The organism is Mycobacterium sp. TH-M11 (genome assembly GCF_057473725.1).
Map to the genome: position 1 here is coordinate 1 of NZ_JBYCLD010000427.1, position 18583 is coordinate 18583.

The 18583-nt window shown below is 65.3% G+C and carries 14 protein-coding genes and 3 pseudogenes; 8 read left to right on the forward strand and 9 right to left on the reverse strand.

Translation table 11 applies throughout. The features are described 5' to 3' along the window. Positions 1-345, reverse strand: a pseudogene (locus tag AC2VOG_RS16795) (DUF4873 domain-containing protein); the annotation flags it as partial. Continuing rightward, positions 342-1244 carry an AurF N-oxygenase family protein gene (locus tag AC2VOG_RS16800; RefSeq protein WP_486940994.1) on the reverse strand — a complete coding sequence of 301 codons (903 nt, stop codon included), beginning with the start codon at positions 1242-1244 and terminating at the stop codon, positions 342-344. The gene AC2VOG_RS16800 and the pseudogene AC2VOG_RS16795, both read right to left, overlap by 4 nt. A 154-nt stretch (positions 1245-1398) precedes the next feature. Between AC2VOG_RS16800 and AC2VOG_RS16805 the strand changes: the two genes are divergently transcribed. The 7 genes and pseudogenes from AC2VOG_RS16805 to AC2VOG_RS16835 all read left to right on the forward strand — a co-directional run. Further along, positions 1399-4155 carry an AAA family ATPase gene (locus AC2VOG_RS16805; RefSeq protein WP_486940995.1) on the forward strand — a complete coding sequence of 919 codons (2757 nt, stop codon included), beginning with the start codon at positions 1399-1401 and terminating at the stop codon, positions 4153-4155. Positions 4156-4214: 59 nt separating this feature from the next. Then, positions 4215-6965, forward strand: a complete 2751-nt coding sequence (locus AC2VOG_RS16810) for an AAA family ATPase (RefSeq protein WP_486940996.1) — start codon at positions 4215-4217, stop codon at positions 6963-6965. A gap of 55 nt (positions 6966-7020) precedes the next feature. Beyond that, the gene (locus tag AC2VOG_RS16815) at positions 7021-7305 is read left to right on the forward strand and encodes a hypothetical protein (RefSeq protein ID WP_486940997.1); all 285 of its coding nucleotides are present in this window, start codon (positions 7021-7023) and stop codon (positions 7303-7305) included. 470 nt (positions 7306-7775) lie between these two features. Continuing rightward, complete coding sequence (locus AC2VOG_RS16820) at positions 7776-8177, forward strand: phage holin family protein (RefSeq protein ID WP_486940998.1); 402 nt, start codon at positions 7776-7778, stop codon at positions 8175-8177. An 18-nt stretch (positions 8178-8195) separates the two neighbouring features. Beyond that, positions 8196-8438: pseudogene (locus AC2VOG_RS16825) on the forward strand (DNA-formamidopyrimidine glycosylase family protein); the annotation flags it as partial. A 153-nt stretch (positions 8439-8591) separates the two neighbouring features. Continuing rightward, entirely contained in the window at positions 8592-9059 is a 468-nt protein-coding gene (locus AC2VOG_RS16830; protein ID WP_486941005.1) for a zinc finger domain-containing protein, read from the forward strand. Positions 9060-9107: 48 nt separating this feature from the next. Then, positions 9108-9791 (forward strand): annotated as a pseudogene (locus AC2VOG_RS16835) (SDR family oxidoreductase); the annotation flags it as partial. Here the strand turns inward: AC2VOG_RS16835 and cysW are convergent. The 5 genes from cysW to AC2VOG_RS16860 all read right to left on the reverse strand — a co-directional run bounded on the left by cysW (position 9733) and on the right by AC2VOG_RS16860 (position 15694). After that, the gene (gene cysW, locus AC2VOG_RS16840) at positions 9733-10704 is read right to left on the reverse strand and encodes a sulfate ABC transporter permease subunit CysW (protein ID WP_486940999.1); all 972 of its coding nucleotides are present in this window, start codon (positions 10702-10704) and stop codon (positions 9733-9735) included. The pseudogene AC2VOG_RS16835 and the gene cysW sit on opposite strands and share 59 nt — an antisense overlap. Further along, positions 10701-11585, reverse strand: coding sequence for an ABC transporter permease (locus tag AC2VOG_RS16845; protein ID WP_486941000.1), 885 nt, complete (start codon positions 11583-11585; stop codon positions 10701-10703). The genes cysW and AC2VOG_RS16845 overlap by 4 nt, the downstream gene beginning before the upstream one ends. A 346-nt stretch (positions 11586-11931) precedes the next feature. Next, positions 11932-12348 carry a DUF5078 domain-containing protein gene (locus AC2VOG_RS16850; protein WP_486941006.1) on the reverse strand — a complete coding sequence of 139 codons (417 nt, stop codon included), beginning with the start codon at positions 12346-12348 and terminating at the stop codon, positions 11932-11934. Between the two features lie 26 nt (positions 12349-12374). Further along, the gene (locus tag AC2VOG_RS16855) at positions 12375-15251 is read right to left on the reverse strand and encodes an MMPL/RND family transporter (protein WP_486941001.1); all 2877 of its coding nucleotides are present in this window, start codon (positions 15249-15251) and stop codon (positions 12375-12377) included. Then, positions 15248-15694, reverse strand: coding sequence for an MmpS family transport accessory protein (locus tag AC2VOG_RS16860; protein WP_486941002.1), 447 nt, complete (start codon positions 15692-15694; stop codon positions 15248-15250). The genes AC2VOG_RS16855 and AC2VOG_RS16860 overlap by 4 nt, the downstream gene beginning before the upstream one ends. Positions 15695-15846: 152 nt before the next feature. On the opposite strand from AC2VOG_RS16860, the gene AC2VOG_RS16865 reads away from it, so the two are divergent. Beyond that, a complete protein-coding gene (locus AC2VOG_RS16865; protein ID WP_486941003.1) occupies positions 15847-16473 on the forward strand; it encodes a TetR/AcrR family transcriptional regulator in 627 nt (208 codons plus the stop codon). A gap of 20 nt (positions 16474-16493) precedes the next feature. Here the strand turns inward: AC2VOG_RS16865 and pgi are convergent, their stop codons facing one another. Both pgi and AC2VOG_RS16875 read right to left on the reverse strand, forming a co-directional pair. Continuing rightward, positions 16494-18161 (reverse strand): glucose-6-phosphate isomerase, encoded by a 1668-nt coding sequence (gene pgi / locus AC2VOG_RS16870; RefSeq protein ID WP_486941004.1) that lies wholly within the window; start codon positions 18159-18161, stop codon positions 16494-16496. A 75-nt stretch (positions 18162-18236) separates the two neighbouring features. Then, complete coding sequence (locus tag AC2VOG_RS16875) at positions 18237-18500, reverse strand: chorismate mutase (protein ID WP_024443709.1); 264 nt, start codon at positions 18498-18500, stop codon at positions 18237-18239. Positions 18501-18583: the final 83 nt, after the last annotated feature.

Genomic DNA, 18583 nt, shown 5'->3' on the forward strand with positions numbered 1-18583 from the left:
CAGCCGAGGCGAGCGAGACTCGATGCGACTGGCCCCGCTACGCCGTAGGGCATCGATGAGCCGGGCCACGTACCGGGCCTGCCGATGGGTGTGCGGACCGGGGATGTGGAATCGGTTGGGGACTCCATGTCTGGCGACCGCGTCGTCGGTTGAGGCGGCGGTGCCGATCAGCGTGCGGGCGGTCAGTTCTTCGCCGTCGGTAGTGGTCACCGTCCAGGTGTCGGTGCCGCTGTCGAATCGGGTGGTCACGTTCGTCGCGTCGACGGCGCGGACGCCATCGATCAATCCGCGCAGGGGCGCCGGGTTGCCCAGCACCACCACATCGAGGACGCCGTTGCGGCTCACAGGAATCCGGCCCGCCGCCACATCCGCCGGGCCAGCCCGCCCATCAGTCCGACTTCGGCGAAGAACGCGGCCAGCGGCGCGAACGACGAGCGGGACGCCGCGTGGAAGTGCGGGTTGGCCCGCGCCACCCGGCGAGCTTCGCGACCGTCCAGCCCGACTCGGTTGTAGACGACCGGCAGGGTGAACAGGTGGCGGTAGAACGGTCCACCGACGCCCTGCAGGTTGGCCAGCAGCATCCGGCGATAGCGGGGCATCGCCGGGACGCTCCGCCGCAGCCCGTCACGGGCGTACTGAATGTGGCGGGCTTCCTCGGTGACATGAATGCGCATCACCCGCCGCACGATCGGCTGCAGGTCCGGGTCGTCGAGGATCTGGCGCTGCAGCGAGTCGAAGATCTCCTCGCCGACCAGTGCCGCTCCCCACAAGATGCTGCCGCGGAACAGAAACGGAAGCGCGTTGATGACGATGCGCTGATGCAGCCGCGGGCGTACCGGCACGCCGCCGATCCGGTCGATGGTCTTGCCGAACATCAGCATGTGGCGGGTCTCGTCGCCCAGTTCGGTCAGCGAGTAGTGGGTGGTGCGCGCGGTGGGGTTCTTGTGCATCATGTCGCGCAGCAGTGCCTGGTTGAGGATGTTCTCGAACCAGATACCGGCCGACAGGACATTGACCAGCTCCTGGCGTGACATCTCGATCTGCTGTTCGCGGGTCATGGACTCCCACAGACCGGTGCCGTAGAGGGTGCACATCCGTGGCGGTAGGAAGAACTTGTCCTCCTCCAGCGGGGCGTTCCAGTCGATGTCGACGACCGGCGCGTAGGACTTTTTCACCGAGCCTTTCAGCAGGCGCTCGGCAAATTCCTCCCGGGTCGGTTCGCTCGGCCGCACCGCAGTGGTCATCGCAGGAGTCCCCTCTCGCTTCGGTTCTGACAAGAAATTAGGGGCCGTGACAGGTCATGTCAATACCCACGGTACCGGATACTTGCGGTACCTGTCTGACTCCCGTCACCGTCGCCTGGCGCGGGTTGCGGCCGTTCCTGCCAAGATTGTCGGCATGCGTTCTGTGGGGGCGGACCGAAAGGCGGAGACAGCAGTTCTGACCGCCTTTCTTGATCGCGCGCTGTCCGCGCCCGGGGTCCTGATTCTCGAAGGTGAAGCCGGTATCGGAAAGTCCACCCTGCTGCGGGAGACAGCGGAGACCGCAGCCGAGCGTGGTTGCGTGGTGCTCTCCGCTTCGGGTGCACCGGCCGAGGTCAGCTGCGCCTACGCCGCGGTGGCCGATCTGCTGGCGCCTGTCGTCGTACCGGGGGACCTGCCCGAAATCCAACGCGCGGCACTCGAGCAGGTGTTGCTCGGTGGGGGTGACGGGCCGGCCGGCAACGAGCGGATGGTGGCGACCGCGTTTCTGGCGGTGATCCGCAGGGTGAGTTCGGATACGCCAGTGCTGCTCTGCATCGACGACGCCCAGTGGTTGGACGCTTCCAGTCGGGCGGTGATCGGGTTCGCGGCACGGCGGCTGACCGGCCGGACCGGGTTGCTGCTCGCGGTACGGACCGGCTCGGCGGACTCCGTCGACATGAGCTGGCTGAGTGCTACCCGCCCCGACACGGTGGCACGCCTGCCGATACCTCCGCTGAGTCTGGGCGGTGTGCACACTTTGGTGTCAGCGCGGTTGGGGCACACCTTGCCGCGCCCGGCTATTACGCGGATTCACGAAACATCCGGCGGGAACCCATTTTTCGCCCTCGAACTGGCGCGGTTCATCGCAGATTCTCCGGACCAGTCCGACCTACGACTGCCCGACAGTCTGGCGACGTTGGTGCGCGACCACATCGGGCAGCCCGACGAGGACGTCGCCGCGGTGCTGTTGGCCGCCGCCTGCGCTGCGCTGCCAACCGTGCAGCGAGTGGGCCTCGCCACCGACCTCAGCCCCGACCGGGTCGTTGAACTGATCGAATCCACTCAGGCACGAGGGGTGGTCCAGATCGACGGCGGCTGGATCCGATTTCACCATCCACTGTTCGCCACCGGTGTCTGTAGTGCGGCGGGGGCGGCGGCGCGCCGGGCCATGCATCGCCGGTACAGCCAATTCGTCCACGAGCCCGAGCTCAAGGCGCGGCACATGGCGTTGGCGGCGACCACCAACGATCCGGAAGCCGTGGAGGCGCTCGACGTGGCCGTCGAGTTCACCCGGACACGCGGTGCCCCAGCGGTTGCTGCCGAACTGATCGAATTGGCCATCAAACTCGGCGACGACACGCCGGCACGGCGAATGCGGGCCGCTGAAGAGCATTTCCGTTCCGGAGCCTTCGCGTCGGCGCGTACTCACCTGCAGTCGATCTTGGACGGGGCGTCGTCGTCGAGCGAGTTGCGCTGTACGGCGTTGATTGCGCTGGCCGCCGTCACCGGTTACGAAGGCAGCTTGGTGGTGGCCGCGGATCTGTTGACTCAGGCTATCGACCAGGCCGCCGACAACCCCCTGCTGCAGCTTCAGGCTCGACTGCTGATGGTGCCGGTGGCGAGGGTGATCGGCAACGCGCAGGAGTCCGTCGACCTCGCGGATATGGCTGTGGCGCAAGCTGATCAGATCGGCGTCGCCGGATTGCGCAGCCAGGCATTGACGATTCAGGCCGTGGTGCGCTTTTGGAGCGGGCTGGGACTGGATCCGGACGCCCTGCGGCTGGCGGTGGATTCCGAGGATCCGGCCGGGGGTCCGGCAGCGACATACCGTGCCGGCGTCGTCGCGCCGGTAATTCGTTCCTGGGCAGGGGAACTCGACGACGCTCCCGGTCATATTCGCGCTCTGCGGCAGCGGCTGGTCGAAGGCGGGACCGAGACCGACATCCTCTGGATGGACGACTACGCCGCGATGGTCGAACTCTGGCTGGGTCACTATGCCGAGGCGGGAGCCATTGCCGACGAGGCCGTGCAGCGCGCCGAGCTCATGGGTACCAAGATGGTCCTGGTCTGCGCGTGGGCACGTCAGGCATCGGTGGCCGCCTACGCCGGGCGTGTGGATGACGCCCGCTCGACTGCGCGCGCGGCCATCGACGCGGCCCGCGTCATCGGCGACGCGATGCACACGTCGTCGGCGACGACGACGTGTGCGTTTCTCGAGGTGTCGCTCGGCGATCATGCTGCCGCGATCAAACTGCTCGAGCCGCTGCTGGCCTCGTTCGATCCCGAGCACGGCACCGAGATCGTCGTCGGCTCCCACCTGCCTGACGCCGTGGACGCGCTGACCGCGTTGGGGCGCCTCGATGAGGCCGAGCCGCTGGTCGCGGCGCTGGAGCGTAATGGCGCCCGGCTTGATCGGGCGTGGATGCTGGCGGTGGGCGCCCGCGGCCGTAGTCAGTTGTTGGCCGCGCGTGGCGAGCTCGACGCGGCCGAGCAGGCCGCAGAAGAGGCTCTGCGACACCACGAGCGGTTGCCGATGCCGTTCGAGACCGCACGCACCCGGTTGTTCATGGGGCAAGTGCAGCGTCGGCGTCGGCGCCGGCAGGCCTCGGAGGCGTCGCTGCGCGCGGCGTTGGAGACCTTCGAGCGGCTCGGGGCGCCGTTGTGGGCGCAGCGCGCCCGGGCGGAGTTGGGGCGGCTGAGCGCCTCGTCGCCGGGTGGTGGCCTGACGACCGCCGAGCGTCGTGTCGCCGAGTTGGCCGCCGCGGGACTGTCCAACAAGCAGATCGCCGCGGAGTTGTTCATCGCCGCCAAGACCGTGGAGATGACGCTGTCCAGCGTGTACCGCAAACTCGGCATCCGGTCCCGGAGCGGCCTGTTCGCGGCACTCAACCCGGGCGACAACCACGGCTGAACCTAAAAACTTACAATTTTTCGTGAGCGGCCTAGTCTAAACCTGGCAAACTACTGATCGTGGCTTCAGGTTTGGTTGCTCGCAGCGCGGAATCGGCGGCGGTGCGTGACTTCCTGGCGCGTGCGTTGAGCGAACCCGCCATCCTGGTGGTCGAGGGTGAAGCGGGTATCGGTAAGTCGACCATATTGTCGGACGCCACCCAGGCCGCATCGGCACGCGGGTTCCGGGTGCTCTCCGCTTCGGGGGCGCCGGCCGAGGTCAGCTATGCCTACGCCGCGGTGGCTGATCTGTTGGCCTTCGTCGACGGCCCGGTGTTGGCGGAACTGCCTGAGGCGCAGCGCGGCGCGCTTGAGCACGTTCTGCTTGGTGGCAGCGACGGGCCCGCCGGCAACGAGCGGATGGTGGCCGCGGCGTTCCTGGCCGTGATCCGGAGCTTGAGTTCGGACACGCCGATCTTGCTCTGCATCGACGACATCCAGTGGTTGGACGCTTCCAGTCGCTCGGTGATCGGGTTCGTGGCACGACGGCTCGCCGGCTGCACCGGGCTGATTGTCGCCGTTCGGACCGGTGCCGCCGATGTCGTCGACACGATGTGGCTGAGCCCGGCACGCCCCGACTCGTTGGCGCGGCTGCGAATATCTCCGTTGAGCCTGGGTGGGATACATGCCCTGGTCCCGGCGTGCCTGGGTCGCACCTTGCCGCGCCCGGTGATCACTCGGATCTACGAAGTATCTGGTGGCAACCCGTTTTTCGCACTCGAGCTGGCGCGGTTCATTGCCGAGGATCCGGCCCGGGCGGCAGGTGGTCTGCCCGACACGCTTACCGCGCTGGTGCACGATCACATCGGTGACTTCGACGAGGAGGTCGGTGCGGTGCTGCTGGCTGCCGCGTGTGCCGCGTCGCCGACCGTGCAGCGGGTCGGTCTTGCCGCCGGCGTCACGCCCGCGCGAGTCGTGGAGGTGGTCGAGTCCGGGCAGGCCGGCGGGGTGGCTGAGATCGACGGTGACCGCGTCCGGTTCCGCCATCCGTTGTTCGCCTCCGGTGTCTACAGTTCGGCCGGCCCGGCGCCGCGCCGGGCGATACATCGGCGGCTGGCCGGCATCGTTGAGGAACCCGAGCTGACCGCCCGGCATCTGGCGTTGGCGGCGACCACCGGTGATCCGGACACCCTGGCAGCCCTTGATGCCGGGATCGAGGCCACCGTGGCGCGCGGCGCGCCGGCGGCGGCTGCCGAATTGTTGGAGCTGGCCATCAAACTCGGCGACGACACTCCCCTTCGGCGGATGCGGGTCGCCGAACAGCACTTCCGTTCCGGTGCGGTCGCACCGGCACGCGCCCACCTGCAATCGACGTTGGATGCTTTGCCGGAGCCGAGCGGGTTGCGCTGCATGGCGTTGATCGCCCTGGCCGCCGTCACCGGCTACGACAAGAGTTTGTCGACCGCAGCGGATTTGCTGACCCAGGCCGTCGACCAAGCCGCCGATATCCCGGTGCTGCAGCTTCGCGCCAGGTTGCTCCTGGTGCCGATCGTTGCGTTGACACGAAATCTGAAGGAATCCGTTGACCTGGCCCGCATTACCGTGGCCCAAGCCAAGCAGCTTGGCATTCCCGCCCTGCACAGCGAGGCGTTGACGACGCAGGCGATTGTCCGCTTCATGTACGGCCTCGGAGTGGACGAGGTAGCCCTGGAGCTGGCGCGGGATCTGGAAGATCCGTCCAGCGGCGCGGCAGTGGGCTACCACGCCAGCGCCGCCGCACCGGTGATCCGCTCCTGGACGGGGGACCTGGACCAGGCGCAGAAGCAGATCGGTGCCGTCCAGCAGCTGGTTCTCGCGACCGGGACCGAGATCGACATCCTCTGGGTCGCCGATCACGCCACCATGAATGAGCTGTGGTTGGGGCGTTACACCGAAGCGAGGGCTATCGCCGATGAGACCGTGCGGCGTGCCGAGCAGATGGGCGCCAAGATGGTGCTGGTGTTCGCGTGGGCCCGTCAGGCCGCGGTAGCCGCCCATACCGGATGCGTCAACGACGCTCGCTCGGCCGCGAATTCGGCGATCGATATGGCCCGTGCCGTCGGAGATGTGATGAACGCGGCTTCGGCGACGGCGACCCTGGGATTTCTTGAGGTGTCATTGGGTGATTTCGCAGCAGCGGCCACGGTGTTGGAGCCGCTGTTGGCCGCGTTCGACCCGGACCATGACACCGAGATCACGATCGGGGGCTATCTTCCCGATGCGATCGAGGCGCTGACCGCGTTGGGGCGCCTCGATGAGGCCGAACCGCTGATCGCCGCCCTGGAACGTAATGGCGTTCGCCACGACCGGCCGTGGATGTTGGCCGTCGGCGCCCGGGGGCGGGCTCACCTGCTGGCCGCCCGCGGTGAATTGGAGGCCGCCGAGCAGGCCGCCGGCGACGCGTTGACGCACCATGAGCGGCTGCCGATGCCGTTTGAGTTGGCGCGTACTCAGTTGTTGTTGGGGCAGGTGCAGCGGAGGCGGCGTCGCAAGCAGCTCGCTGCGGAGAATCTGTCGGCGGCGTTGGAGACCTTTGAGCGGTTGGGTTCGCCGTTGTGGGTGCGACGGGCTCGCGTTGAGCTGGAGCGGATGACCGCCCCCGCTTCGGGGGCCGGGTTGACCGCCGCGGAGCGGCGCGTTGCCGATCTGGCTGCGGCGGGGTTGACCAATAAGCAGATCGCTGCGGAGTTGTTCATCGCCGCCAAGACGGTGGAGATGACTTTAAGCAACGTGTACCGCAAGTTGGGGATCCGTTCGCGTGCTGGGCTGTACGCCGCGCTCAATCCGGAGTAAATCTCCAGGGAAAACCCTGGTTACCTACGGGCTCTCCTTCGTTAGCGTCGGTCAGATGGGCGACGGTGACTCTGGGCGTCAGTGCTTCCTGGTCGAGTGGTACCAACCCGATCTCGTTGAGGCGGCGGCCGATGCCGCCATCGATCGGCTCTCACGCGCGGCTGCGGCCGTTCGTGCCACATTGCTGGTCGCACTGACCTCGCCGAGCGACGAGACCCTGTTCGGGGTGGTTGCGGCGGATTCCGCCGATGCCGTGGTGACGGCGTGCCGGCAAGCCGGCTGGCACATCGATCGGATCACATCCGGGGTGAGTGCGCGTATCGGTGCTATCGGGAACTAGGCCTGACGCCGGGAGTGCTTGCAGCCCGCGCGGCAGCAGTGGCCGGATACGCACTCGTATGCGATTCGCGGGCCCACGGAATTGCAGACGCGACTGCATATCAAACGACTCCGATTCCCCGAGCCGGAACGTAGTCAGCATTCCGAACATTGCGCGGCATCGATTGTCAGCAGCACCGGCGCCTGAATACGGAACTGCTCGGCAGCTACCAGTGCAAACGCGGGAACTGATTTTGCGGGCTATCCGCACGCGCACAACACCGGAAGCCACCGAGGGCCAGCTCAATCGGCTGCGTTCCCAACCTTCCGCTAAGACCGCCATTCCGGCAAACGACCGGGTGTTCTCCGTATCGCCCAGTCATATCGCTTTCCCGCGGCTGATTTCCGCATGGAAAATTCGGGACACCAATGCAGAATGTGATGGGCCAAACTTCCAACAGGGCAGCGGTGCGCCGGGGTAGATTCCTGGCCATGGCCTCATTTCTGATTCGTGCCGCACTGACCGGACTCGCACTATGGGTGGTCACCCAGATTGTGCCGGGGGTGGAGATTGTCGGCGGTGACACCACATTGCAACGGGTCGGCATCATCTTCGTCATCGCCCTGATCTTCGGGTTGGTGAACGCCTTCATCAAACCGGTGGTGCAACTGCTGTCGATACCGCTGTACATCGTCACCCTGGGGCTGTTCCACATCGTGGTCAACGCGCTGATGCTCTGGATCACCGCGTGGATCACCGACAAGACCGCCAAGCACTGGGGGCTGTATATCGCCGACTTCTGGTGGGATGCCATCTGGGCCGCGATCGTGCTGTCGCTGGTGAGCTGGGTCCTCTCGCTGGTGCTGCGCGACGCCCGACGCATCACCGGGTAACCGGGCAAGCTTGAGGGCATGCCGGAGCTGCCCGAGGTCGAAGCACTCGCCGATCATCTGCGTCGGCACGCCACTGGTTGCACCATCGGCCGGATCGACGTGGCGGCGCTGTCGGTGCTCAAGACGTTCGACCCGCCGCCGACGGCGTTGCACGGTCAGCAGGTGACCGGCGCGCACCGCTGGGGCAAGTATCTGGGGTTGCAGGCCGGTGAGCTGTTCTTGATCGCGCACCTGTCCAGGGCGGGTTGGCTGCGCTGGTCGGATCAGCTGGCGGCTGCGCCGTTGCGACCGGGTAAGGGACCGATCGCGCTGCGGGTGCACCTGGGTGTCCCGGGGCAGGCCCCCGGCTTCGACCTGACCGAAGCCGGCACCCAGAAACGGCTGGCGGTCTGGTTGGTCGACGATCCGGCGAAGGTGCCGGGCATCGCCACACTGGGGCCGGATGCGCTGGCGATCAACGCCGATGAGCTGGCCGGACTGCTGGCCGGCAATACCGGTCGCATCAAAAACGTCCTGACCGATCAGAAGGTGATTGCCGGGATCGGCAACGCCTACAGCGACGAGATCCTGCACACCGCCCGACTGTCGCCGTTCGCCACCGCCGGCAAACTGTCGACAGAACAGCTGACCGCACTGCACGAGGCCATGCACGCCGTGCTGACCGATGCCGTCACCCGCTCGGTCGGCCAACAGGCCGCCACCTTGAAGGGGGAGAAGCGCTCCGGTCTGCGAGTTCACGCCCGAACCGGGCTGCCGTGCCCGGTGTGCGCCGACACGGTTCGGGAAATATCTTTCGCCGATAAGTCATTTCAGTACTGCCCTACCTGCCAGACCGGCGGCAAGGTGTTGGCCGACCGACGGATGTCGCGACTGCTCAAGTAATTTCTCGACCTGATTTCGGCAGGCTGCGACCGCCGTTAAGCTGCCCTGGTGACCCGTCAGAGAATCCTCATCACTGGTGCCAGTTCCGGGCTGGGCGCCGGCATGGCTCGCGCTTTTGCTGCGCGGGGCCGTGACCTGGCTCTGTGCGCCCGCCGGACGGACCGGCTTGATGAACTGAAAGCCGAACTGACGGAGAAGTTCCCGGGAATCACCGTTGCGGTAGCGACACTCGACGTGAATGACCACGACGAAATTCCGACGGTGTTCAACCGATTCGCCGCCGAGTTGGGCGGAATCGACCGGGTGATCGTCAATGCCGGTATCGGCAAGGGCGCCCCGCTCGGGTCCGGCAAGCTGTGGGCCAACAAGGCGACTATTGAAACGAACTTGGTCGCCGCGCTGGTGCAGATCGAGACTGCCCTCGAGATGTTCAAATCTGCGGGCACTGGCCACCTGGTGCTGATCTCATCGGTGTTGGGCAACAAGGGCGTTCCGGGCGTCAAGGCCGCATACGCCGCCAGCAAGGCCGGGGTGACGTCGCTGGGGGAGTCGCTGCGTGCGGAGTACTCGCGCGGACCGATCAAAGTGACCGTGCTGGAACCGGGCTACATCGAATCGGAGATGACCGCCAAATCGGCGTCCACCATGTTGATGGTGGACAACGAATCAGGGGTCAAGGCCATGGTGCGTGCCATCGAACGCGAAACCGGCCGAGCCGTCGTCCCGTCCTGGCCATGGGCCCCGCTGGTATGGCTGCTGCGCTGCTTGCCGCCGCAGTACACCAAGCGCTTCGCCTAAGCGGTTCCGGCTCGGGTCCGCGGGTCATCCACTCCAGGGCTTTGGCTCGCCGGCGGTAGATCAGCAGCACCGCCTTGGCGATCAAGAACGCCACGGCCACCCCCATCAGCAGCGTGGACACCGCGTAGGCGCCGTACTCGGCCCCACGGTGGTAGCGATCGTTGACCAACAGGGTCAGCGTCTGCGAGTGTCCCGGCAGGTTCGATGACACCATGCTGACAGCGCCGAACTCGCCGAGTGTGCGGGCCGTGGTCAACACCACGCCGTAGGTCAGTCCCCACCGGATCGATGGCAACGTGACACGCCAAAGCGTCTGCCACGCATTGGAACCCAGCGTTGCTGCGGCCTGCTCCTGTTCGATTCCGATCTCCACAAGCACCGGCTGGACCTCGCGCACCACGAACGGCAGCGTGACGAAAATGCTGGCCAGCACCATCCCGGGCAGCCCGAAGATGATCTTGAATCCCAGGTTGTTCTCGATGAAGCCCAGCGCCCCCGACGACCCCCACAGTGCGATCAGAGCAACCCCGACGATGATCGGCGAGACCGCGAACGGCAGGTCCAGAATCGCCTGAAGGATTGATCGACCCCGGAATTTGTTGCGCACCAAGAGGATCGACGTCGAAATGCCGAACAAAGCGTTCAGTGGCACCACGATGATCACTAGTAGCAGCGACAACTTCAGCGCCGAGATCGCCGCAGGGGTGCTGATCCATGCCCAAAATTGGCCCAATCCGTGCTCAAACGTTCGGTAGAGAATCACCGACACCGGAACGATCAGCATGACGCCGACATAGGTCAAGACGGTGAAGCGCAGGAAGTGTCGCTTCTCCAGCCGCGCCGTCACTCGTCCTCCTCCTCGCGCTTGGCCGCGCGCCCACCCACCGTCCGCAGGAGTACCAGCACGGCGAACGAGATCGCCAACAACACGATCGATATCGCCGCCGCGCTGGTGTGGTCGTCGTTCTCGACCAGCGAGCGAATCCACTGTGACGACACCTCGGTCTTGCCCGGCACGGCACCGCCGATCGTCACGATCGAGCCGAACTCGGCGACGCACCGCGAAAACGCAAGGCCGGCACCGGTCAACAACACCGGCTGCAACGACGGCAGCACGACCGTCTTGAAGGTGACCAGGCGCGTTGCGCCGAGTGCCGCGGCCGCCTCCTCGACATCCCTGTCGATCTCCATCAGCACCGGCTGGACGGCACGGACCACCAGTGGCAACGTGACGAAAGCCAGTGCCATCGCGACACCAGGTGGAGTGTGCTGCAGATGAATGCCGATCGGACTGGAGTTGCCATACAGGGCGAGCATCACCAAGCTGGTGACAATCGTGGGCAGCGCGAACGGTAGATCGATCAGCGCATCGATCACTCCTTTCCCGACGAAGTCGTCGCGCACCAACACCCAAGCGGTCGCCAGGCCGAACACCACGTCGAGCACGGTGACCAAGATCGAGATCGTCAGTGTTACGCGGAATGATTCAAGTGCCGCGTGCGAGGTGACGGCCAGCCGGAAGCCGTGCCAGCCCCTGCCGCCGGCCTGCCACGCGATGGCGACCAGCGGCAGCAGCACGATCACCGACAGCCACAGCGTGGTCACGCCGATGCGCAGCGGCGTGACGATGGACCGGCTCGGGGTGGCGGGCAGGGCAGCGGGGGCGTCGGCGGCCTCCGGGTGGTTTTGGACGCGTGGAGCCGGCTCGAGTGGAGTCGTGACAGTCATCGGGTGGACCCGAAAGAAGAATGCATGCTGGCCTTCCAATGCCCGAGATGTTCGGTACCGGTCACCGAAAGTGACTACCGAGGATTCGCAAGTGGCGCGAGAGTCAGCGACAGCAGTGCAGAAAGCGCGCGAGGACACCGCGGTGGCGGCCGAACGCCCCTGCGGCGCTTGGCCCGACACGGGATGGCATCTGCATGGCGCGTAGCTTAAGGAAACCTGGACGGCGAAATCTTGGTCGTGCCGCGATAGGTTTTCCGGCCGGATTGCAATCTGTCGCACGTCAACAGGGCCGACATCGACGCCCGGCGGCAAAAAGTCAGCGTGAGGGAAATACCGAAGGCCGTGGCTACTTCCAGTCCCAGACCGACATGTCGCCTGCCGGGTAGTTCATGCAGATGTCGGTGGTGCGGGCGGCCACGCCTTTGTTGTTGAAGAACAGCTTGGCCCAGTTGGGCCAGCGCCACGACATGGTTTCGAAAAAGGCGTTGGTGGCGGTGTCCTCGGAATATTGGCGGCGGCCGGCGTAGTCCATGTCGAAGAACCAGTGGATGCGGTCTTGGGCGCCTTGCTGCTCGGCGGCGGGTTTGTTGTGGTAGTCGATCATGTAGCGCTCGTAGTAGACCGGCGCGACATCTCGGGCTGCGGCCATGATCTGTTCGGCCGAACAGGAAGTGCGCAGGATCCGGCTGGGTATCGGGTAGTCGTCGGTGGCGTCGGCGGCGACGACACCGGCGGTGGTCACGGCGCCGAACAGGGCTGCCATGGCGATGACGAGGTGGACTGCAAGCTTCACGCCAAAACCTCCTCGGGCTGCGGCTGGACGGGTTCAGGCCACTTCGCGGGAACCGGACGCTGGCGCACCAGCTGCGGCCACCAGAACCACTTGCCCAGCAATGCCGCGATCGACGGCGTCATGAACGACCGCACGATCAAGGTGTCGAACAACAGTCCCAGGCCGATGGTTGTGCCGATCTGCCCGAGGATCACCAAGGGGCTGAAGATGAAGGCTGCCATGGTCGCCGAGAACACCAGACCGGCGGCGGTGACGACCGAACCGGTGCCGCCCATCGACCGGATGATGGCGGTGTTGAGGCCCGCGTGCATCTCCTCCTTGAAACGGGACACCAACAGCAGGTTGTAGTCCGCTCCCACCGCGAGCAGCAAGATGATCGCGAGCGGCACCACGACCCAAAACAGGTGAATCCCGAAGATGTACTGCCACACCAGGACTGACAAACCCACCGATGCCCCCAGCGAGAGCACGACGGTGCCGACGATGACGAAGGCGGCGACGAGGCTGCGCGTCACAATCACCATGATCAGCAGAATGAGGGCCACGGCAGCCAACGCCGAGATCAGCAGGTCGTACTTCATCCCCTCTTGGATGTCTTTATTGGTCGAGCCGATACCCGCGACATAGATCTTGGCGTCTGACATCGGTGTCGCCTTGAGAGCGTCGAACACCGACTCCTTGATGGCGTTGATGTGCGGAATCGCCTCGGGATTGGCGGGATTGCCCTGATGGGTCACGATCATCCGGGCCGCCTTGCCGTCGGGCGACAAGAACAGCTTGAGGCCGCGCTTGAAGTCAGCGTTGTCGAAGGCCTCCGGCGGCAAGTAGAAAGTGTCATCGTTCTTGGCATCGTCGAACGCCTTGCCCATCGCAGTGGCGTTGTTCAAAGCTTCTTCGCTCTGGGTATTGATGCCGCCGGTGGTCGCAAAATTCGACAGTGTCAGGTCGCGGTTGCGCTCCTGAATCGCGATCTGCGGCGGTAACAGTGCCACCATTTGTGGTTGCAGGGCGTCGAGGTTGTCGAGACTGGCGGTGATGTTGCCGAACTTCTCGGACAGCTCCGAGATCCCGTCCAGCGAGTCGAACACTGACCGCAGCGCCCAACACATTGGAATGTCGAAGCAGTGCGGCTCCCAGTAGAAGTAGTTGCGCAGCGGGCGGAACTGGTCATCGAAATCGGCGAGTTTGTCGCGCAGCGCGTTCATCGTCGTGACGGTGTCGTGGAACGCCTCAGTTTGTTCATGGGTGACCGCAGCGCTCTGCTGCTGCAGGGCGAGCTGTTGGCGGAGTACGGCGATCGTGTTGTCGATCTCGCCGGCCTGCTTCAGCAGATCGTTGGCTCTGTCCTTCTGGTAGTCGAGGTTCATGATCTGGCTCGCGCTCGAAGCGCTGATCTGGAATGGAATCGAGCTGTGGGTGATCGGCGTTCCGAGCGGTCGTGTGATGGACTGCACCAGTGCGACTCCCGGCGTGTGGAGCACTGCCTTGGCAACCCGTTCGAGTATCAGCATGTCGGCCGGGTTGCGCATGTCGTGATCGGTCTCGATCATCACCAACTCGGGATTGATCCGCGCTTCGGTGAAGTGGCGTTCGGCGGCTTCCATTCCGACGACACCGGGCGCGCTGTCCGGGATATAGGGCCGGTTGTCGTAGCTGGTCTGGTAGCCGGGCAACGCGAACACGCCGATGAGCGCAATCATGCCGGTGACCACCAGGATCGGCCCGGGCCAGCGCACGATGGCGGTGCCGATCTTGCGCCAACCCCGCGTCCGTTGAGCGACCTTGGGTTCCATCAGTCCGAACCGGGTGGCGATCAACAACACGGCGGGCCCCAACGTCAGGGCGGCCGCCAAGGTCACGAGAACACCGATGGCAGCCGGTATCCCGAGTGTCTGGAAATAGGGGAGGCGGGTGAAGCCCATGCACGCGACTGCGCCGGCGATGGTCAATCCCGATCCGACCATGACGTGAACGGTGCCGCGCCACATGTCGTGGTAGGCGGCGATCCGGTCCATCCCCTTGCCGCGCGCCTCTTGGTAGCGGCCGACGACGAAGATCGCATAGTCGGTGCCGGCCGCAATAGCCAAGAGCGTCAAGAGATTCGTCGCGTAGGTGGACAGCCCGATGACGCCGGCGTGGGCGAGCATCGCCACGGAGCCGCGGGCCGCCGCCAGTTCGATGGCCACCGTCAGCAAGACGATCGCCATGGTGGCCAGCGAGCGGTAGACGAACAGCAGCATGATGCCGATGACCAGGAAGGTGATGGCGGTGACTTCGTTGGTGCCGGCGCTGCCGACCTCGAAGTTGTCGGTCACCAGCGGTGACGCGCCGGTAACGTAGGCCTTGATGCCGGCCGGCGGTGGCGTGGCGTCGACGATCTTGCGGACGGCGTCGACGGATTCGTTCGACATCGCCTCGCCCTGGTTGCCGCGGAGATAGATCTGGGTGAGGGCCGCCTTGCCGTCTTTGCTCTGTGAGCCGCCGGCGGTCAGCGGGTCACCCCAGAAGTCCTGGACGTGCTCGACGTGCTCGGTGTCGGCCTGCAGCTTGCGCACCAGGCCGTCGTAGTAGGTGTGTGCCTCGGGGCCTAGCGGCTGATCGCCCTCGAGCACGATCATGGCCGCACTGTCGGAATCGAATTCGTCGAAGACCTGCCCGATGTGCCGCATCGCGAGAATGCCCGGCGCGTCGGGCGCATTCATTCCGACCGAGCGTTCCCACCCGACAACTTCCAGCTGGGGTGTGGTGGCGTTCGTGATGGCGGCGATGGCGATCCAGATCAACAGGATCGGTACGGACAACCTCCGGATGAGCCGCGCCGGAAGAGTGCCTTCGGACGTACCGTGGGCGGTATCGGTGTGCTGGCCGCTCATGCGGTCTTGTCCAGGCACGCGATGTATCCGTTCACGTGGTTGGTGGACCTTTCGTCGGTGACGATGCCGTTGACCGTGATGCGGCAGCCGATGGTGTTGCCGTCACCCTGTGCGCGAAGGTCGGCGTACATCGTCGGGTCGTCGGTGGTCAGCGTCTGCGACCACGGCAGTGGGATGTTTTCGACGCGCTGAGGCTGAGCGTTGATGTCCAGGAAGTTGATGGTGGCGACCGATCCGGGTGAACCGAACACCTCGAACAACACCTGTTTGGGGTTGTAGCCGGTGTTCTCCAGGGCCTCTGAGCCGGGTCTCGACACCTCGTTGTTCGAGCCGAAGATGCCGCGTAGTCGGTCGACACTGAACCCGACCAGAGCGACCACCACGACTACCACGAGCGCCACCCACTGCCGGCGCACCAATTGGGTGACCGAAAACTTGCTCAAACCAAAGCCTTTCGACGCCGCGCTGACGATCTCGCCGAATGCGATGCGGTGAGATTGTCACGTAGCATGGAACGGTACGGTACCGTGCTGATGGATCGCAACTTGCTTGACATCTGCGCAAATGGCTGCTCTCGCGAAACAACCGCGGTGCGGTGGGTAAGGAGACGACGATTTCCCAAGACCGTGGCGACGACTCAGGGTGCCCGTGGAGTGAGCGGGAGGCCGAACTACTGGCGATCACGCTGGAGCTGTTGCAGGAGCATGGATACGACCGACTCACCGTCGAAGCCGTGGCGATCAGGGCCAAGGCCAGTAAGGCCACGATGTACCGGCGTTGGCCGACGAAGGCTGACCTGGTGCTCGCCGCGTTCATCGAAGGCACTCGCGCGTCGGCCGCGCCGCCCAATACCGGCTCGCTGCGGGGTGACTTGTTGGAGATCGGCCACTGGACCTGTGGGCAAGCGCTGGAACACATGCGCACCATGCGCGCAGTGCTGAACGAAATGTCTCACAGCCCCGCCTTGCAGGAGGCGATGCAGCAGAAATTCATCCAGCATCGCAACCTCGTGATGGACGCCGTACTGGCCGATGCCGTGGCGCGCGGTGAGATCGAGGCCTCGGCGATCAATCAGGAGATCTACGACCTATTGCCGGGCTACCTGGTGTTCCGGGCGCTGGTTTCCGATCGGCCGCCGACGCAGAAAACAGTCCGTGTGGTAGTCGACGACGTGCTGCTGCCCAGTCTGCGGGCCAAGGGGCGAGAGCAACGGCCGACTTAGCCACCGTCCGGCAGTCGCAATTACGACGATGCCCGGCCCCGCTCCGCCCGGTAGCGGCGCACCAGCGCGTCGGTGGAACTGTCGGTCTGGGGCTGTGGGGAGGCGTCGTCGGTAAGCACCGGCAGTAGTGCCTTGGCCTGCGTTTTGCCCAGCTCCACGCCCCACTGGTCGAAGGAGTCGATGCCCCACACCACCCCCTCGGTGAACACCTGATGCTCGTAGAGGGCGATCAACTGGCCGAGCGCCGACGGGGTGAGTCGGGTCGCCAGGATGGAGGTTGTCGGCCGATTGCCGGGCATGACCTTGTGCGGCACGACGTCCGCGGGGGCGCCTTCGGCGAAGATCTCCTCGGCGCTCTTGCCGAACGCCAGCACCTGGGTCTGAGCGAAGAAGTTGCTCATCAGCAGGTCGTGCATGCTCCCGGTACCGTCTGCGGTGGCCAGGTCGTCGACGGGTTGGGAGAAGCCGATGAAGTCGGCCGGTATCAGCCGGGTGCCCTGATGCAGCAGTTGGTAGAACGCGTGCTGGCCGTTGGTTCCCGGCTCGCCCCAAAAGATTTCACCGGTATCGGTGCTGACCGGTGTGCCGTCGGCGCGGGTCGACTTGCCGTTGGATTCCATGGTGAGCTGCTGCAGGTAGGCGGCGAAGCGGTCCAGGTCGTTGGCGTAGGGCAGCACCGCGCGGGATTGGGCGCCGAAGAAGTTGGAGTACCACACCCCGATCAGACCCAGCAGCGCCGGCGCATTGGATTCCAAAGGCGCGGTACGGAAGTGCTCGTCGACGATATGGAAGCCAGACAAGAACTCCGCGAAACGCTCCCGGCCGATGACGGCCATCACCGACAGTCCGATCGCCGAATCCACCGAGTACCGACCGCCGACCCAGTCCCAGAAGCCAAACATGTTCGCGGTGTCGATGCCGAACTCCTCTACCAACGCAGCGTTAGTGGAGACCGCTACGAAATGCTTGGACACGGCCGCGTCGCCCAGCGCGTCGGTGAGCCAGCGGCGCGCCGCAGTGGCGTTGGTCAGCGTCTCCAGGGTCGAGAACGTCTTGGAGGCGACGACGAAAAGTGTGGTGGCCGGATCCAAGCCGGCCAGTTTCGCGGTCAGGTCGGCCGGGTCGACGTTGGAGACGAACCGTGCCGAGATGCCGGCGTCGGCATAGTGGCGTAACGCGCGGTCCACCATCACCGGACCCAGATCCGAGCCGCCGATACCGATATTGACCACGGTCTCGATGCGTTTGCCAGTGGCACCGGTCCATTCGCCGCTGCGCAACCGGTCAGTGAAATCGCCCATCGCATCGAGCACCGCGTGGACGTCGGCCACGACATCCTGCCCGTCGACGTCCAGATCGGCGTTGCGGGGCAGCCGCAATGCGGTGTGCAGCACCGCCCGATCCTCGGAGGTGTTGATGTGCACCCCGGCGAACATTGCGTCGCGCCGGTCCTCCAGCCCGGCCGTTCGGGCCAGATCGACCAGTAGGCGCACGGTCTCGGGGGTGATGCGGTGCTTGCTGTAGTCGATGTAGAGATCACCGACCGTGGCGGTGAACCGCGTGCCGCGTTCGGGATCGTCGGCGAAGAACTCACGCAGGTGGGTGTCGCCGATCTGCTGGTGATGCTTGCGCAACGCGTTCCAGGCCGGGGTGGTTGAGATGTCCGGGATCCGGGAAACGGGGCTCATACCCCGACATTAGCGGCGGGTCGCAGTCGTCGGTGCGGCGCCGGACGTTACAGCCGTGGCCGCAAGCGCGGCGGGCTAGTGACCGAGCCGGCCGCGGCCGAGCCGCAGCAACAACATCGCCAGGTCCTTGCCGTCCTGGCCGAGCTCGCTGTAGCGCTCGAGCACCTTCATCTCGCGACTGTGCACCAGGCGGGTGCCGCCGGACGCCATCCGGGCCTTGCCGATCTCCTGTGAGATCTCGGTGCGGCGCTTCACCGCGGCCAAGATCTCAGCATCGAGCCGGTCGATCTCGTGGCGCAGCTCATCAATGTCGGGCAGCTGTTGAGGTTGGGCAGACATGATCAAAACTCCAGGTTCTCGCTGTTGGTGGTTTCTGGTCCCATCGGCGATCCGGCCTCACACAACAGACGAGCCCCGGGTCG

What these genes read in the sequence shown, in the direction of transcription:
- pgi (WP_486941004.1), bottom strand. Translation starts at nt 18,161, where the DNA reads ATGAGCCCCGTTTCCCGGATCCCGGACATCTCAACCACCCCGGCCTGG.
- AC2VOG_RS16815 (WP_486940997.1), top strand. Translation starts at nt 7,021, where the DNA reads ATGGGCGACGGTGACTCTGGGCGTCAGTGCTTCCTGGTCGAGTGGTAC.
- AC2VOG_RS16800 (WP_486940994.1), bottom strand. Translation starts at nt 1,244, where the DNA reads ATGACCACTGCGGTGCGGCCGAGCGAACCGACCCGGGAGGAATTTGCC.
- AC2VOG_RS16850 (WP_486941006.1), bottom strand. Translation starts at nt 12,348, where the DNA reads ATGGCAGCCCTGTTCGGCGCCGTGACCACCGCCGGTGTCGTCGCCGCC.
- AC2VOG_RS16855 (WP_486941001.1), bottom strand. Translation starts at nt 15,251, where the DNA reads ATGAGCGGCCAGCACACCGATACCGCCCACGGTACGTCCGAAGGCACT.
- AC2VOG_RS16820 (WP_486940998.1), top strand. Translation starts at nt 7,776, where the DNA reads ATGGCCTCATTTCTGATTCGTGCCGCACTGACCGGACTCGCACTATGG.
- AC2VOG_RS16875 (WP_024443709.1), bottom strand. Translation starts at nt 18,500, where the DNA reads ATGTCTGCCCAACCTCAACAGCTGCCCGACATTGATGAGCTGCGCCAC.
- AC2VOG_RS16845 (WP_486941000.1), bottom strand. Translation starts at nt 11,585, where the DNA reads ATGACTGTCACGACTCCACTCGAGCCGGCTCCACGCGTCCAAAACCAC.
- AC2VOG_RS16805 (WP_486940995.1), top strand. Translation starts at nt 1,399, where the DNA reads ATGCGTTCTGTGGGGGCGGACCGAAAGGCGGAGACAGCAGTTCTGACC.